The sequence below is a fragment of the Psychrobacillus sp. FJAT-21963 genome (assembly GCF_001420585.1).
Lineage (GTDB): Bacteria > Bacillota > Bacilli > Bacillales_A > Planococcaceae > Psychrobacillus.
Genome location: NZ_LJIY01000001.1, coordinates 902,373 through 918,116 on the forward strand (window position 1 = coordinate 902,373; position 15,744 = coordinate 918,116).

A 15,744-nucleotide genomic window follows, 5' to 3' on the forward strand; every position below is an offset into this window, starting at 1 on the left:
TAGTACTTTTACTTTGAATCTTGAGTTTGCTTTTCAATTTCACAAATTTCAATCCATTTCTGTAATGATCCAATCACTTCTTTAAAGGCAATACCGCTTGCAGTTAGCTCATATTCCACTTTTTTGGTTGAGGATTCGAGAAATTTTTTATTTACTAACTTGGCCTCGACTAAATCATTTAGTCTTTCTGTAAGTAATCGATCAGAAATGCCTGGAATATTAGCGAGAATTTCGTTGTAGCGTTTGGAGCCTGATAATAATGTGTAAATAATCATCCCCATCCAACGCTTGCCCATAAATTCAATCGCCTGATGATAGTTGCTACAATAGTTGCTACATATATCTTTAGGTTTATCCAATGAAAAACCCTCCATTATTATCACTTTTACTTTATTGTATCATATAAGATTTTATAGTTGACGCATAAACTTACTAATGGTAAGCTTACTTTCGAATAAACTTACTAATAGTAAGTTTCAGGAGGAAACAATATGTCTACAGTAAAAGATTCAAATTTGTATACAATTATGCATGCAAGAAAATCAGTTAGAGTGTACGATCCCACTCATAAAATTCCACAGAAAACACTTGAAGAAATTATTAAAGAGGCGACAACCGCTCCTTCTTCTAGTAACCTCCAGCCATGGAAACTCCTTGTCATTCAAGATGACAAAACAAAAGTAGAGCTTCGTGCGATAGCGAATAACCAAGAACAAGTTGAAACTTCTTCTGCAGTTATAGCAGTACTAGGGAATGCTGAAATGTACAAAAACGTGGAACAAATATATTCCCAAAATGTAGCTGAAGGTCATATGGATGAGACTACGAAGGATATAATGATCACTAGCACAAATCGATCTTATCCATATGCTTCACTCGAAGTCAGAAAAAATATTGCAACCTTTGACGCAGGTCTCATTTCCATGCAGCTAATGTTAGTCGCAAAAGAAAAAGGATATGACACCGTTACTATGGGTGGATTTGATAAAACAAAATTTGTAGAAAGATTCGATTTACCCGAGCACATTTTTCCTGTTGTTCTTATTGCAATAGGTAAGGCAGCTGCACCAGCATATGGTTCATCCCGTCTACCACTAAATGAGTTTGTTCAATTCATTTAAGAAAAGCATTTATGCAACAATAATCGAGATTCCAAATTAATGGAATCTCGTTTTTAAATGATTATTTTGTTTTTAATTTATATAGTACTTCTAGAAACCTTTTTTCCATCATATGAATAGAGGGTTGGCTTTTCCTCTACATATGTTTCCAAAAATACAGCACGCCCCCATAGTTGATAAATATAAGGTAATACATTTTCTAAATAGTGAGGGTCTAGCTCCATCCCCTCATATCCATGCTTTAAGTACAGTTCTCCAGTTCGTGAATAATCACCATCTTCCACCACAATGTATGGAAAGCCTCCATTAACTCGCATGGAAACTAGTTGATCTCGTACATGTTCATAATCTTTATCCGTAATTTGATAGTTCCCATTCTTTTTCTCAAACAAATATAAATCTTCCTGCTTCATTAAATCCTTCGTTAAGTAATTTCGTATAAACGAAATATCCGATTCGATTTCTCTTACTTCAAAAATCTTTTCTCTCCCCGAATCAGGCTTAATCCCCAATCTTTTCATTTCCTCTGATGGCTGATTATATCTCTTTTCAATGTCTTCAAAAATTTTCAACCCTAAATAGTATGGATTAATAGTCGTCGCTGATGGCTGGACTACGTTTGCATTTAATTTAGCAAACTCTATCGTTTCATCTGTAGTTAAATTCATTTCTCTTAAAATTCGTTGATGCCAATAAGAAGCCCAACCCTCGTTCATAATTTTCGTTTCTAATTGCGGCCAGAAATAAAGCATTTCTTCTCGCATCATTGTTAAAATATCCCTTTGCCAATCCTCCAATTCTCGACTGTACTCTTGAATAAACAACAATAAATCTTTTTCAGGATTAGGGGGAAACTTTTTTCTCTTAATATTTAAAGGTTTTTTATTAACGGATGATTGATCTATATTCCATAAATCATCATAAGGTGTTCTGCGTAGGTCTTCTTTTTCTTCCTCTTCCTCTTGCAAATCATATTCCGGCAGTTTAGGTCTAATAATGGATGGATCAATATGTTCTTGTATAGCCAATACTGCATCAAGAAAGCTTTCTACTTCTTCTTTCCCATAAATCATTTCGTAATTCGCAATTCTTTCTGCTGTTGCTGTCATACTTTCAACCATATCTCTTCTTGTGTTAGAAAAACGAACATTATTTTTAAAAAAGTCACAATGCGCTAGCACATGGGCGATAATAAGTTTATTTTGTATTAAACTATTCGTATCAAGCAAAAATGCATAACAAGGATTCGAATTAATAACTAGCTCATAAATTTGGCTTAATCCAAAATCGTATTGGATCTTCATTTTGTGAAATTGCTTTCCAAAGCTCCAATGCGTAAAGCGAGTTGGCATGCCGTATGCTCCAAATGTATAGATAATATCAGCAGGACAGATTTCATAGCGCATCGGATAAAAATCAAGGCCAAATCCAGAGGCAATTTCCGTAATCTCCGCAATTGCATGATGAAGCTTCGTATCCATTCATTGTCTCCTTTCTGTTATTTTGGCACTTTAAAAAGACTTTTCAAAGCTTCATATACATCTTTTTTATCCTTTAATACATAATGGCGGAACTTTGGGTCATTAATTGTTTTATACGTATTCATTAACGTAGAATATCGGCTATGGGGATTCACTTCTCCATACCCAAACATACTAGATACTTCCATTAGTTGGGTTACAAGCTTCATACATTTTTCATTGTCACTTGTCATATTTTCACCGTCTGAAAAGTGAACAGGATAAATATTAAATTGATTAGGACTATACTTTTCTTCTATCAGTGCTAGTGCCTGGTAATATGCAGATGAACAAATTGTTCCACCGCTTTCACCTTTCGAGAAAAACGCCTCTTCCGTTACAACTTTAGCTTCCGTATGATGTGCTATAAATTCAATATCTACGGATTTATATTTCGATCTTAAAAATCGGGCCATCCAAAAAAAGAAACTTCTTGCACAATACTTCTCAAAAGCACCCATCGATCCACTCGTGTCCATCATCGCAAGGACAACTGCTTTTGACTCTGGTTTTGTCACTTCATCCCATGTTTTAAAACGTAAATCATCATTATGAAGTGGTGAAATTTCTGCTTTCCCTTTCATCGCATTTCTTTTAATAGCAGTCATTATTGTACGCTTCTTATCGATATTTCCCATAAGTCCTTTTTTACGTATATCATTAAATTCGACTTTATCCGTTATAATGTTTGCCTGTTCTTTTTGCTGTAAATTCGGTAATTCCATCTCTTTAAAAAGTACGCTTTCTAATTCTGCTATAGTCACTTCTGCCTCGTAATAGTCTTTTCCTGCTTTATCTCCAGCTTGTTTTCCTTGACCGGAAGCCTGTTCTCCTTCACCGGAATCACGAGCAATCACATCTCCTACCTGACTGTCGCCATCCCCTTGGCCGACATGTTTGGTTTTATCATAGTTGTAACGAATCTTATATTCATCCAATGAACGAATTGGTATTTTAATTACTTCTCGTCCATTTGACATAATAATGCTTTCTTCACTGATCAAGTCTGGTAAATTGTCTTTAATAGCTTCTTTCACTTTATCCATATGACGTTGCTGATCTTGGTAACCTTTACGGTGCAATGACCAGTTTTCCTGTGAGATGACGTAATGATTCTCTTGTTTTTCATTCATTTTCATCAACACCTACCTATGGTTTATCATATGCCAGCTACTCAAAGTTATTGCCAATGTATATAAAAAAACAAGACCAATATAAAAATCAGTCTTGTTCTTCTTTATTACCTGTTGAGTAGACTACCTACATACCGCAATAACTCGTTTGCTGAAGTGGAATTATAGCCATGTTCATCTATTAGTCTTGCAACAACCTCATTTACCTTCTTCAGCTGAGTCTCATCTGGGGTTTTAGAAGAAGTGGTTATTTTCACAACATCTTTTAAATCTGCAAAAAGTTTCTTTTGAATAGCTTCACGCAAACGTTCATGAGAATTATATTCGAAACGTTTTCCTTTTCTAGCATATGCAGAGAGTCGAATTAGGATTTCCTCTCTAAAAGCTTTCTTCGCGTTTTCAGAAATACCAATTTGTTCTTCAATCGAGCGCATCAATTTTTCATCTGGATTCATTTCTTCACCCGTAAGTGGGTCTCTCATTTTGTTTTTATTACAATAAGCCTCCACATTATCCAAGTAATTGTTCATTAAGGAAATGGCTGACTCTTCATATGAATAAACAAACGCTTTTTGAACTTCTTTTTTCGCGATTTCATCATATTCTTTTCTGGCAATAGCAATGTAATTCATGTATTTTTCACGATCTTCTTGTGATATAGATGCATGTTGATCAAGACCTTCTTTTAAAGCTCTTAATACGTCCAACGCATTAATAGAAGGGATTTCCTTCCGTATGATTGCAGAAGATATTCTATTAATGACGTAACGAGGATCTATTCCATGCATTCCCTCGTTAACAGTTTCCTTTTTCAATTCCTCCACATCAATTTCGTTAAATCCTTCCACGCTTTCTCCATCATAAAGTCGCATTTTCTTTACAATATCAATGCCTTGCTTTTTAGGAACTTCCAGTCTTGTTAAAATGGAAAAGATAGCAGCTGCCCTTAATGCATGTGGTGCAATATGAACATGCGTCATATCACTTTCCTTAATCATTTTTTCATATATGCGTTCTTCCTGACTTACTTTTAAATTATACGGAATAGGCATAACGATAATTCTTGAGTGTAGTGCTTCATTCTTTTTATTGGAAATAAAAGAACGGTATTCTGTTTCATTTGTATGCGCTACTATCAACTCATCTGCACTAATTAAAGCAAATCTTCCTGCTTTAAAATTTCCTTCTTGCGTTAACGATAATAAATGCCATAGAAATTTTTCATCAAGTTTAAGCATTTCTTGAAATTCCATCATTCCACGATTCGCTTTATTTAATTCACCATCGAAACGATATGCACGTGGATCTGATTCGGAGCCAAACTCTGCAATTGTTGAAAAATCGATACTCCCTGTTAAATCAGCGATATCTTGCGATTTAGGATCAGATGGAGTAAATGTTCCTATTCCGACCCGTTTGTCTTCTGAGAAAAAAATTCTCTCTACTCTAACATTTTCAATTCGTCCATCGTATTCTTTTTCTAGTCTCATCGTATTAAGTGGCGACAAACTACCCTCAATACGGATTCCATATTCATCTACAAAATCTTCCCGTAAATGTTGTGGAATTAGGTGGAGCGGATCTTCATGCATAGGGCACCCTTGTATAGCATAAACTGCTCCCTCATCAGTTCTAGAATACTGCTCTAGTCCTCGTTTTAACAATGTAACAATGGAGGATTTACCTCCACTAACAGGTCCCATCAATAAAAGAATTCGTTTTCGAACGTCTAATCTTTTTGCAGCTGGATGAAAATATTCTTCTACCAAGCGTTCAATCGCTGTCTCTAATCCAAATATTTCTTTCCCAAAGAAATGGTACATCTTAAGTCCATCTCTCTCCGTTAGCCCTGAGCTTTTAATCATGTTATATACACGAGAATGTGCAGTTTGGGCAACTTCTGGTCTATCCCTCACAATGGCTAAATACTCCTCGAACGTGCCTTCCCACTTAAGTTTACTCTCTTCTTCACGGTAGTTCCTAACCTTGTTCAAAATATCCATTTATTCCCTCCATTCAGGGGCATTGTTTTATACATAGTATGAAAAGAGAGAATTTATGATACCTATTAATTTTGTAGATGCTAATTCTTTCTTACATGAACTACACATTATTTAATTACGATTTATGTTTAATATCAATTTGTTTTAGGGTATCTACTCAGTAAGTATGTCGAAACACCACTAATTGTAGAATTGGAGGAATTATTATGACGATGAAATCAATTGCAGGGGAAAAATGGTGGAAAATCGGGGCTGCTGCATTTCTTTCAGTAGGTTTATTGGCTGGTTGTGGAGACGGTGAAAATGAATCAGATGTGGATGACAATATGGAAGAAGATGTAGACCAAGAGCTTGAAGAAGAAGACAAAGACGGTGAATAAGTTATAAAAATGCGGTGTTCTAAAATAAATTTAGAACACCGCATTTTATTATTTTTCTATTCTTTTTCTTTTTATCGTCCAATACACAGCAAAAGTTATAACACACAAAATGAGGAGCACAGGTAAGTTCCCAATGAAAAATACAATAACTCCCGAGCCAGCAGTCAATATCACATTAGTACTCGTGACAAATTGCTTCTTTGTTTTTTCCCATGTATTTAAATCTTTGTTTTCTATCTCAGGAACGATTACACGGTTTTCATACAAGGCTATTTCGATTGTTGAAAAAGATGTTTGATTTTCTAAATAGTTAACCTTACCAACTAGGACTTCAATTTCTTCTTGAACGTTCGCTAAATCAGACGAAATTTTCAATAAATCCTCGGTTTTCTCTGCATTTTCCATAAATGTTAGCAAACGTTCCTCCACAACTCTCTTCGACTTGATGCGAGAGGTTAAGTCGACAAATTGCTCGGTCACATCCTGACCAGTAACATTACGTTCTATCACTTTTGAAGCTTCTCCTTCTGCTTCGGATAAGAAAGTTTCAAAATAATGTTCTGGAATTCGAACAATCATATTACCACTACTTGATAGATCATCTTCCTGATACACATCCGAACTCACAATATATCCACCATACTTTTTAACCTTTTGTTCAATATTATTCTGCGCCTTCGCGAGTTCTTTTACATTTGCCTTAATAATTGCTTTGTGAATAATCATACGCTCAGTTGAAGTTTCAGATATAACTTCTGAATCATCCACTGGTTTATCCTCTTCTACCACTTCGAGTGAACTCTTCTCCTCTTTGACAGAGTAGATAGCAGAGTCGTTCGCTTCCTCTGTTTTAATTTCTTCTGCCATCTCCTTATTGCTACAAGCGATGAGAAAACCAAATAAACCGATAAAAAATAATAGCAAAACTATTTTTTTCATTGCCAATTTGCCCCCTATCTTTGAACAATCAGACGATTTCGGCTAAAAATCGTTACACAATATCTAGAAAATTTTTCTATTTATCAGTCTACTATGCTAATGTAGCACCAAATTAGCAGATGAGAAATTTTTACTTTTTTCACAAAAACACTTAATTTATTGAAATATTTAGATAGAATATAGATAAGAATTAAGGAGGGTTTTTCATGGACATTAACTTAAAAAAGAAAGATTGTGATCAAAAATGATAATATTAAAAGGGCATGGGCTTACATTAGAAAATATGAGAGCAATTTTATATCAAACAAAAGAAGTGAAATTGGATCAAAAAGCAATAGAACTAGTCCAAAATAGTCGGAAAGCTGTTGAAAGAATCGTAAAAGAGAAAAGCACTGTATATGGTATTAATACTGGTTTTGGTAAATTTAGTGATGTTAGCATTGAGGAAGAGGATGTTCATGCACTACAGCTCCATCTCATACGTTCCCATGCATGTGGTATCGGGCAACCATTTGATGAAATAGTGTCTCGTGCAATGGTTATTCTACGCCTAAATGCCTTGTTAAAAGGATTTTCTGGAATTCGACTTGAGGTACTTGAACGACTTGCATTCATGGTAAATAATCATATTCACCCTGTAATTCCTCAGCAAGGTTCTCTCGGGGCATCGGGTGATTTAGCTCCCCTTTCACATTTAGCACTGGTTTTAATTGGTGAAGGTTTTGTTTGGGATGGAGATAAACATGTCCCTTCTAATGAAATATGGGCTAAACATAACTTGACACCTATTGTTCTTGAAGCAAAAGAAGGTCTTGCACTTATCAATGGAACCCAAGCAATGACTGCACAAGGAGTAGTAAACTGGTTGGAATCAGAAACACTTGCATACCAAAGTGAGTGGATTGCTTCTATGACGATTGAAGCACTTCAAGGAATAACAGACGCTTTTCATCCTGCAATCCACGAGGCACGTGGATATCCTGAGCAAATATCTGTTGCAAAACGTATTCTTCAATGGCTTGAAGGGAGCAAACTTGTTACAAAGCAAGGAGAAAAACGTGTACAAGACGCATATTCTCTACGCTGTATACCTCAAATTCATGGAGCCAGCTGGCAAGTACTAAGTTATGTTAAAGAAAAATTAGAAATCGAAATGAATGCTGCAACAGATAACCCTTTAATTTTTGATGATGGTGAATTAGTCATTTCTGGAGGCAACTTTCACGGGCAACCAATCGCTTTTGCAATGGATTTCTTAAAGATTGCTATAGCAGAGCTAGCAAACGTTTCGGAGCGTAGAATTGAACGATTAGTGAACCCCCAATTGAATGAGGGTCTTCCTCCCTTTTTAAGTCCACAACCTGGACTACAATCCGGTGCCATGATTATGCAATATGCGGCTGCAAGCTTAGTATCAGAAAACAAAACACTTGCTCATCCTGCTTCTGTCGATTCTATTCCTTCTTCTGCAAACCAAGAAGATCATGTAAGTATGGGAACAATAGGCGCTCGACATGCTAACCAAATTATTCAAAATGCACGAAGAGTACTTGCTATCGAATTAATTTGTGCCATCCAAGGCATTGAATATCGAGGTATAGATTTAATGGCTCCATCACTGTCTAAAAAATGGCATGATATAAGAGAATTTGTTCCTTCCATTACGAAAGACAGGATCTTTAGTTTAGATATAGAAAACTTGAATAAATACTTAAAATCAGAGACAGCTATAACAATATAGTTAAATAAGAAAACGGCGAATGGAAAACGATCATTCGCCGTTTTCTTTGTTTCTTTTAAGTGGTGTACACCCCCCCCTAAAATCTTAAGGAGAAACGTTTATCTTTCATTTCAAAAAGGGTAGATAAGACAAAGTAAGTTAAATTGATAATTGGAGGACATTTAATATGAACTTAACTTTAGAGCATAAATGGCTGAAAATTGGTATAGCAGCCTTTCTTTCCATTGCTTTGCTTGCAGGATGTGGTGATGGAAATGACACGGATACAAACGAACCAGTGGAAGAGGATCTAGATGTTGATGTAAACGTGGATGATAATAATGACGAAAATAGCGAAAACAATGGATCAGACGAGGATAAAGAGGACGTAGAAGATACAGATGACGAAGCTATGGATAAAGATCGAGAATAGAAAAACCGCCTTCTCGGCGGTTTTTTATTTTCCACACTTACATGGTCCTAAACCTGTTTTTTTACATGTCTTACATTTCTTATTCGCCAAATACATCACTCCTTTAATCGAATGATAAAGAATATGAAAAAGCGGGATTGTCCTATTCAAAAATTAATTGCAATATTAGTCTGCCTCTTACGTCCTCAAACCTTCTTCCCTTGTTTCAATTAGTTCGAATATATACATTCATAGGGAAAGACACGTTTATAAAAGGCGTGTCTTTCCCTATTTTTATAGGAACTTTTTATAGCTATTTCCATACAAATAGAATAATTAAGAACTCATGGAAAGGGGAAATTTCATGGAAGAAAACAATAAAAATGTATTCATCATGTTCTCATTTGAACACATAATAGCAATTGTCTTATTAATTGTAATTATATTTTTCCTATTTATGTTAAAAAATAGATTATCTGATTCAACCATGAGTTCCAACTTATTCGAACGTCTCTTTGCACTTTCATTATTGATGATGGAAATCACTTATCATCTTGTACTCATTTTTACCCGAGAGTGGAATTTAAGTGAATCTATGCCATTCCATTTATGCAGTTTCAGTTTGTTTTTTTCAGTTTTTATATTATGGACTGGAAACAAACGTTTTTATGATTTCATCTTCTTTGCAGGCTTTGGAGGTGCTCTTCAAGCTTTACTAACACCATCTTTGGAAATAGGGTTTCCCAGTTTTAAGTTTATTCAATTCTTTTTCATTCACTCTGGGATAATAGTGACTGCATTTTATATTTTATGGGTAAAAAAATATACCCCTACATTTAAAGGACTTCTTAAAACGATGTTTTACTTAAATAGTATGTTTCCCTTTATTTTTGCTATTAACATAGTTGTTCATGGTAACTACATGTTTCTAAGAGAAAAACCTATAAATGGTAGTCTGCTTGACTTCTTAGGACCATACCCGTGGTATATTTTTTCTTTAGAAATGGTAGCATTTTTTATGTTTTCGGCTTTCTGGTTAATCTTCAGGAGATGGAATCGACAATCTAAAAGGACTACTTGAATGATTGTTCTAAACAAAAAAACTCCCCTCTTTATTTCAAGAAGGTAAGTTTTTATTGTTATTAGCTAAAAATTCAGCATATTTAATTGTGTTTTTTGCTACATCTAATTCTCCGTTAAATATTACAGGGATTCCTGGTCTCCAGTTTACTTCAAACAACCATATTCTTTGATTTTCATCCATTCCAACGTCTATTCCTAGTTCATCTAGATAAAATTCATCATATAAAGAATCAAAGTGAGTTGCAAAACTTACTGAAAAGTACTCAAGTGTTTTTTTTACATCAAACCATTCATTGTCAAACTCTATTTGCAAAAAAGGATCCGGAAAAGCAGTAAATCCTCCGTTACCTAAATTTGATGTTATGCTACCCAAAGCTCCTATACGAGGGTAAATGGATGTGGTTACCCACTCACCATCTCCATTCTTTTGGACATGCAATCGAAAGTCTAATACCTGGCCCGATTTTATTTTACTTGATATAAATTTTTGAATGATATATTCTTCTTCCTCTATTTTAAGTAATACAAGGTCTATTAAATCCTGTTTACTACAAATCGTGGTTTTTCCGGAATCATTTATAATAAACGTATTGGCATTTTCTTTTTCAATAAAAAGAATTCCAGATCCTCTACTTCCAGAAACAGGTTTGATAATAACTTGCTCATGCAATTCAATCATATCAAGTAAGTCTTTTTCCTTCTTTAATTGGACTGTCGGAATTAAATAGTGCTTAAAATCTTTTCCTTTCTTAATTCTGTTTTGCACGTCAGATTTATTACCTATGGAATGACTTGTAAATGGAATTCTTTCAGATAAATAATCAACGATTAGTTCTGCTTTGTCAGTTAAAGGAAAACTTGCATTATAAATGGCATCAGGAAAAGGATATTCCTTTTCAATCCATTTACCATTTTCATAGTATTTCCCTAAAATTTTTTCGTTCTTAATATCAACTTTCCCAGGCGTAAAGTAAAAAAAATCTACACCTTCTGCTTTTGCTACTACAGCATATGCATATGCCTTTTTTACTTTCTCGGGTTCTGCTCTATGATGCAGCATACCAATTAAGGTCATTTAATTCCCAACTCCCTTTTCTCTTTTTTATTAATAATTTAATTATCACTTACCATTTATCTCCAATATTAATACTTAATCTATTTACTAATTTCGGATCGATACACTGAACGCTACAAAAGTTTTGTAAGGATGCACTCACAATAATCTTCGTTTTTTCCAATCGATAAGGAATACGCATCGTGTCTAGATAATTACCTTCTACGTCCATGGGACATAATAACGATAGGTAAACAAGCTGGTTGACTATATCTTCAATCCGAAAGAAACGTGTTCTAAACTCATTTTGGGATGAGGAGGTTGTTCCGTAGGCTAAATAAGGTTCGTATGTCGTGGTTGTAAACAACACAATTGGAATAGTTTCATGCAGGATACCTTTGAATATTACTAGCTTAGCCTTGTTTTGTGTCTCATAAATTGTTTTTAAAATAGATTCAAGATTATTGAGAGAATCGTCTATTTTTATTTTATCTTGCTCCTTTTCACCCATCACACATTCACTCCCTTCTATACAGGTTCAATATAAAAACGGATTTCCTTTGCAGCATCTTTAGCAAGACTAATGGCTTGTTCCTTATCAACTGAAGAAGCTAAGATATATCCATATCGATCTCCCATTGATAAAGGTGGATGAAGTAGTTTCCCTTTTTTAGGTTTTATAAAGACCTCTTCTATACCCGGTAGCCCTGAACAGCGTTTTCTACCTGTTACTTTTATTAGAGTACCAGTAGAATCACTCGTTAAATATTGAGCAAACACAAACCTTTTAATCTTCCTATTAAAATTAGGCTCTTGTCCTAAAAATATCTTTATTGTTTCTTCAACTAAATTAAATCCATACGCTATCTCAATTATTCTATTCATCGCTCCTCCTGATATGCGCGGATTTATCTCGATTAACTTCCATTCATTATTAACTAAACGCATTTCTAAATGACAGGACCCATTATCCATACTAAATCGCTCTAAAATAGAACAAACTGTTTCATAAATTTTGTTATGGAAGTTTGTATCCATTTCTGCCAACAGACAATAACCAGTAACAATAAAACGCTCAAAAAGCTTAATTTCCTGTTCAAGAACTGCTATGATGTGAACTTCGCCATCGTACATACAAGCCTCGATTAAGTATTGAGGACCCTCTAAATATTCCTCAATTAAAATTTCATCGCATCCTTTCTCTATTAACTTATTTATACACTGAGTAAATTGTTTTTCATCTTTGACTAATAAAACATCTTTAGATCCTGTGGAAATTGGAGATTTTACAATTAGGGGAAAACGATTTTTTTGATTTGCAATAAACGTTTCTAGGGATTCCCCTTTTTTATATGTTTCAAAGTACGGAGATGCAGAGAGACCTTTCAATAGTTCTCTTGTCAATACTTTGTCTTCCATTTTTTCTAATGGTTCTGGGGGAACTTTGGTTATATTTAATTCCTTAGATAATTTTGCAGCTACATGGACAAATGGATCAATAAAGCTTAAAATAGCTTCAATTTTTTTACCTTGTTCTTGGACTTTTCCTATACATGATTTTAATAAATTATAATTAGTTAAATCTGTTAAAACCATTTGGTGAACCTCGGGGAAATCATCCCTGTTTTCTAGAAAAACTTCTCTATCGGTTAGTAACACAGTGAAAAAACCTAGCCTTGCAGCCGCTCTTAGTGCTTCTCTGCTTGATCCAGATTTATTACTTCCGACAAATATGATTGTCTTCATAATTTATTTTCATCAACCTTTCAATTGCTTTTAGGCAAATATTTAATCTTCCCAATATAGTATTCAATCTTAAATTATTATGATTGGGACGATGATTCAGATAAACACATAGTTTTTTATGAAAAATTTACCGAGCCTGAAAATGAAAAGGTCTTGGATATTGGTGTATGTTTATTTTGTGGATAACGTTATCAACACTACAATCCTTATTAAACAGAAGTTAATAGAGACTAAATATAATTAATTAACACCTTATCCACAAATAATTGTGGATAAGGTGTTCATTATTTCAGTAAAATCTATTAAATAGATTCTTATTTAGGATAAATACATAAGAATACGAATGGAAATATATATTTTTTGTATTTATACATAAAAAAGCACACAAAATTCTTATTTTCAGTTAAAATGTTTCGACAAAATTCGATGTTTTCCACTACTGTGGATAAAGTTATACACATTATCCCAAGCGTAAACTATGACCTTTCATTAAATACAAACAAGTTAATAACAGTTTATCCACTTTTATCTGTGGATAAACGAACGGTTGTTCCAAACTAATCTTTTTGGTAGATTTATAGTAGATTAATTAATCTAACAAAAAGGTTTAAGTTACATAAAATGGTGGTACTTTTATCAAATTATAGGAGGTGGATTTAAGGTGAGTAAGATGTCGGATGAATTATTAATAGAATCTTATGTTGCAGCAAAGGAACTCAAGCTATCTCCAGACTTTATATTCTTATTAGAAATGGAAATTCGCCGTCGTTCTCTAGTGATTGAACAATTAATTCTAAAATGATTGATCTCATCTCTTTTACTTTTAAGTTCACTTACAGTTGCTGGCCCTTCCGAAGTAAAGTGCCGTTTTAGACGCATTTTAGACATATGTATGGAGATAGGAGAAAAATCAGAGGTAAAGTGAAACTATTTTCACTTTATATCGTATATAATAGATGTAAGATGATAATCTCTTATAAAAAATCTCACATTCCATATTGGAGGGTATATAAATTGAAAAAACTAGTAGCAGCTTTGCTTACAGCAACACTTGTATTTTCATCAGTTGGTAGCTTTGTATTCAATGATCAATCAACGACTGTAGAGGCTAAATCTTATAAATCTGGAAAGAAAAGCTTCAACACGAATAATAATAGTACTAACAACAATTCTAATATTCAAAAGAAACAACAAGATTCTACTACTGCAACAAACAAATCAAATACGACTACTAACAATAAAGGTGGCTTTTTCTCAGGTGGTCTTATGAAAGGTTTATTTGTTGGAGGAATTGCTGGATTACTCTTTGGTAGCATGTTTGCTAATATGGGTGCATTAGGCTCTCTTCTTGGTTTCGCTATCAATGCTGCAGCGATCATTTTTATCGTCGTTGTTATTCGTAAAATCTTTGACATCTTTAAAAAGAAAAAACAAGAGGAAGCTAACTCATGGAGAAGCTAATCATTCCGGAGCAAAATATTATAAATGCGGTTTGCGTTTATATTTCACGTAAAAAGAATGTGGAAGTGGAAGAAATCGAAGTAGAATTAATGTATGACGATGAAAATGGATTTTCAGCCGAAGCATATATTAAAGGAGAAACTGAAGTTCTTACTACATTCAACTTAATAGAAGCTTTGCGTCAAAGTATGGAGGAATTTCTAAATATAGATCCAATCTCCGCTGGAATAGAGCTTATATTAGATGACGAAGAAGGTATTATTGCTGCAATACATTAAATAATAATAGATTAGACCAAGTCACTTACTGATTTGGTCTTTTTTTTACCTATCTAATAATAATAAAATAGTAATAATATTCGTCATAATACAAGGAGATGATAAACTTGGTAATACATTATGTTGAATATGGGGATAAAAATGCTCCATTAATAGTCTTCCTACATGGTGGTGGAGTTAGTGGTTGGATGTGGGATGAGCAAGTCCGTTATTTCAAACAATACCATTGTTTAGTTCCAGATTTACCCGCACAAGGTATTAGTAGTGAGAATAGCTTTTCTATTAAAGGTAGTGCTGAAAAACTAAATGAATTAATTGAAGAGAAAGCAAAAGATAAAGAAATTATTGTTACCGGTTTTTCTTTAGGAGCTCAAGTACTGATCGAGATGCTAAGTTTAAAGCCTAACTTAATTGATTATGCAATTATAAATAGTGCCTTAGTTAGACCAAGTACAGTCGCTAAATCATTAATTGGCCCTTCCATTCGATTAACTTTCCCATTAATAAAAAATAAAGCATTTTCTAAATTCCAATCAAGAACTTTATATATCAGAGAAGACCAATTTGAAAAGTATTATACAGAAAGCACTCAAATGAAGAAAGAAACGCTTATACAAATTTTAGAAGAGAATATGTCCTATAAAATACCGCATAATTTTAACAAGGCTAAATCAAAGATATTAGTTACTGTTGGCGAAAAAGAAAAAAGTATTATGAAAAAATCAGCAGTAGACCTCGTAAAAAGTAACCCTCATTGCAATGGTTTAATCATTCCAAATGTAGGTCATGGCATACCAATAGCTGACCCGGATTATTTTAATAATCTACTTGAAAATTGGATTACTTACGAAAGAACACCAATAGACAGTATAAAAATAACATAAAACAACCGGT

At 33.9% G+C, this 15,744-nt stretch carries 17 protein-coding genes; 9 read left to right on the forward strand and 8 right to left on the reverse strand.

Features of this window, described 5'->3' with window-relative positions:
* Window positions 1-8 precede the first annotated feature (8 nt).
* Complete coding sequence (locus AN959_RS04310) at window positions 9-359, reverse strand: helix-turn-helix domain-containing protein (protein ID WP_253278866.1); 351 nt, start codon at window positions 357-359, stop codon at window positions 9-11.
* Window positions 360-491: 132 nt separating this feature from the next.
* Here AN959_RS04310 and AN959_RS04315 point away from each other — a divergent pair, with 132 nt between their 5' ends.
* On the forward strand, window positions 492-1,121 hold the full coding sequence (locus AN959_RS04315) for a nitroreductase family protein (RefSeq protein ID WP_056828586.1): 630 nt from the start codon (window positions 492-494) through the stop codon (window positions 1,119-1,121).
* 77 nt (window positions 1,122-1,198) lie between these two features.
* Here the strand turns inward: AN959_RS04315 and AN959_RS04320 are convergent, their stop codons facing one another.
* The 3 genes from AN959_RS04320 to AN959_RS04330 form a co-directional block, all read right to left on the reverse strand.
* The gene (locus AN959_RS04320; RefSeq protein ID WP_056828588.1) at window positions 1,199-2,602 is read right to left on the reverse strand and encodes a SpoVR family protein; all 1,404 of its coding nucleotides are present in this window, start codon (window positions 2,600-2,602) and stop codon (window positions 1,199-1,201) included.
* Window positions 2,603-2,619: 17 nt separating this feature from the next.
* Entirely contained in the window at window positions 2,620-3,774 is a 1,155-nt protein-coding gene (gene yhbH / locus AN959_RS04325) for a sporulation protein YhbH (RefSeq protein ID WP_056828590.1), read from the reverse strand.
* A 107-nt stretch (window positions 3,775-3,881) separates the two neighbouring features.
* The gene (locus tag AN959_RS04330) at window positions 3,882-5,777 is read right to left on the reverse strand and encodes a PrkA family serine protein kinase (protein WP_053590773.1); all 1,896 of its coding nucleotides are present in this window, start codon (window positions 5,775-5,777) and stop codon (window positions 3,882-3,884) included.
* 206 nt (window positions 5,778-5,983) lie between these two features.
* On the opposite strand from AN959_RS04330, the gene AN959_RS20950 reads away from it, so the two are divergent.
* Complete coding sequence (locus AN959_RS20950) at window positions 5,984-6,157, forward strand: hypothetical protein (protein ID WP_156316806.1); 174 nt, start codon at window positions 5,984-5,986, stop codon at window positions 6,155-6,157.
* A gap of 48 nt (window positions 6,158-6,205) precedes the next feature.
* On the opposite strand, the gene AN959_RS04335 is transcribed toward AN959_RS20950, so the two are convergent.
* Entirely contained in the window at window positions 6,206-7,096 is an 891-nt protein-coding gene (locus AN959_RS04335) for a DUF4349 domain-containing protein (protein WP_056828592.1), read from the reverse strand.
* A gap of 244 nt (window positions 7,097-7,340) precedes the next feature.
* On the opposite strand from AN959_RS04335, the gene hutH reads away from it, so the two are divergent.
* The 3 genes from hutH to AN959_RS04350 all read left to right on the forward strand — a co-directional run bounded on the left by hutH (window position 7,341) and on the right by AN959_RS04350 (window position 10,309).
* The gene (gene hutH, locus AN959_RS04340) at window positions 7,341-8,837 is read left to right on the forward strand and encodes a histidine ammonia-lyase (protein ID WP_056828594.1); all 1,497 of its coding nucleotides are present in this window, start codon (window positions 7,341-7,343) and stop codon (window positions 8,835-8,837) included.
* 166 nt (window positions 8,838-9,003) lie between these two features.
* The gene (locus tag AN959_RS04345) at window positions 9,004-9,249 is read left to right on the forward strand and encodes a hypothetical protein (RefSeq protein ID WP_056828596.1); all 246 of its coding nucleotides are present in this window, start codon (window positions 9,004-9,006) and stop codon (window positions 9,247-9,249) included.
* Window positions 9,250-9,592: 343 nt separating this feature from the next.
* Window positions 9,593-10,309: a TIGR02206 family membrane protein gene (locus AN959_RS04350; protein ID WP_056828598.1), complete on the forward strand. Its 717-nt coding sequence runs from the start codon at window positions 9,593-9,595 to the stop codon at window positions 10,307-10,309.
* A 36-nt stretch (window positions 10,310-10,345) separates the two neighbouring features.
* Here AN959_RS04350 and AN959_RS04355 read toward each other — a convergent pair whose 3' ends face one another.
* The 3 genes from AN959_RS04355 to AN959_RS04365 are packed head-to-tail and all read right to left on the reverse strand — an operon-like array spanning window position 10,346 to window position 13,111.
* Window positions 10,346-11,386, reverse strand: a complete 1,041-nt coding sequence (locus AN959_RS04355; protein ID WP_053590777.1) for a YheC/YheD family protein — start codon at window positions 11,384-11,386, stop codon at window positions 10,346-10,348.
* 49 nt (window positions 11,387-11,435) lie between these two features.
* Window positions 11,436-11,876 carry a CotY/CotZ family spore coat protein gene (locus AN959_RS04360; RefSeq protein ID WP_056828600.1) on the reverse strand — a complete coding sequence of 147 codons (441 nt, stop codon included), beginning with the start codon at window positions 11,874-11,876 and terminating at the stop codon, window positions 11,436-11,438.
* A 17-nt stretch (window positions 11,877-11,893) separates the two neighbouring features.
* Entirely contained in the window at window positions 11,894-13,111 is a 1,218-nt protein-coding gene (locus AN959_RS04365; RefSeq protein WP_056828601.1) for an ATP-grasp domain-containing protein, read from the reverse strand.
* Window positions 13,112-13,781: 670 nt separating this feature from the next.
* Here AN959_RS04365 and sda point away from each other — a divergent pair.
* From sda to AN959_RS04385, 4 genes are all read left to right on the forward strand, one after another.
* Window positions 13,782-13,913, forward strand: a complete 132-nt coding sequence (gene sda / locus AN959_RS04370) for a sporulation histidine kinase inhibitor Sda (RefSeq protein WP_082355375.1) — start codon at window positions 13,782-13,784, stop codon at window positions 13,911-13,913.
* Window positions 13,914-14,125: 212 nt separating this feature from the next.
* Window positions 14,126-14,572: a hypothetical protein gene (locus AN959_RS04375; RefSeq protein WP_056828603.1), complete on the forward strand. Its 447-nt coding sequence runs from the start codon at window positions 14,126-14,128 to the stop codon at window positions 14,570-14,572.
* On the forward strand, window positions 14,560-14,850 hold the full coding sequence (locus AN959_RS04380; protein WP_053590782.1) for a DUF2653 family protein: 291 nt from the start codon (window positions 14,560-14,562) through the stop codon (window positions 14,848-14,850). Before AN959_RS04375 ends, AN959_RS04380 begins: the two co-directional genes overlap by 13 nt.
* A 107-nt stretch (window positions 14,851-14,957) precedes the next feature.
* Window positions 14,958-15,734, forward strand: a complete 777-nt coding sequence (locus tag AN959_RS04385) for an alpha/beta fold hydrolase (protein ID WP_056828605.1) — start codon at window positions 14,958-14,960, stop codon at window positions 15,732-15,734.
* The last annotated feature ends 10 nt before the right edge of the window (window positions 15,735-15,744 follow it).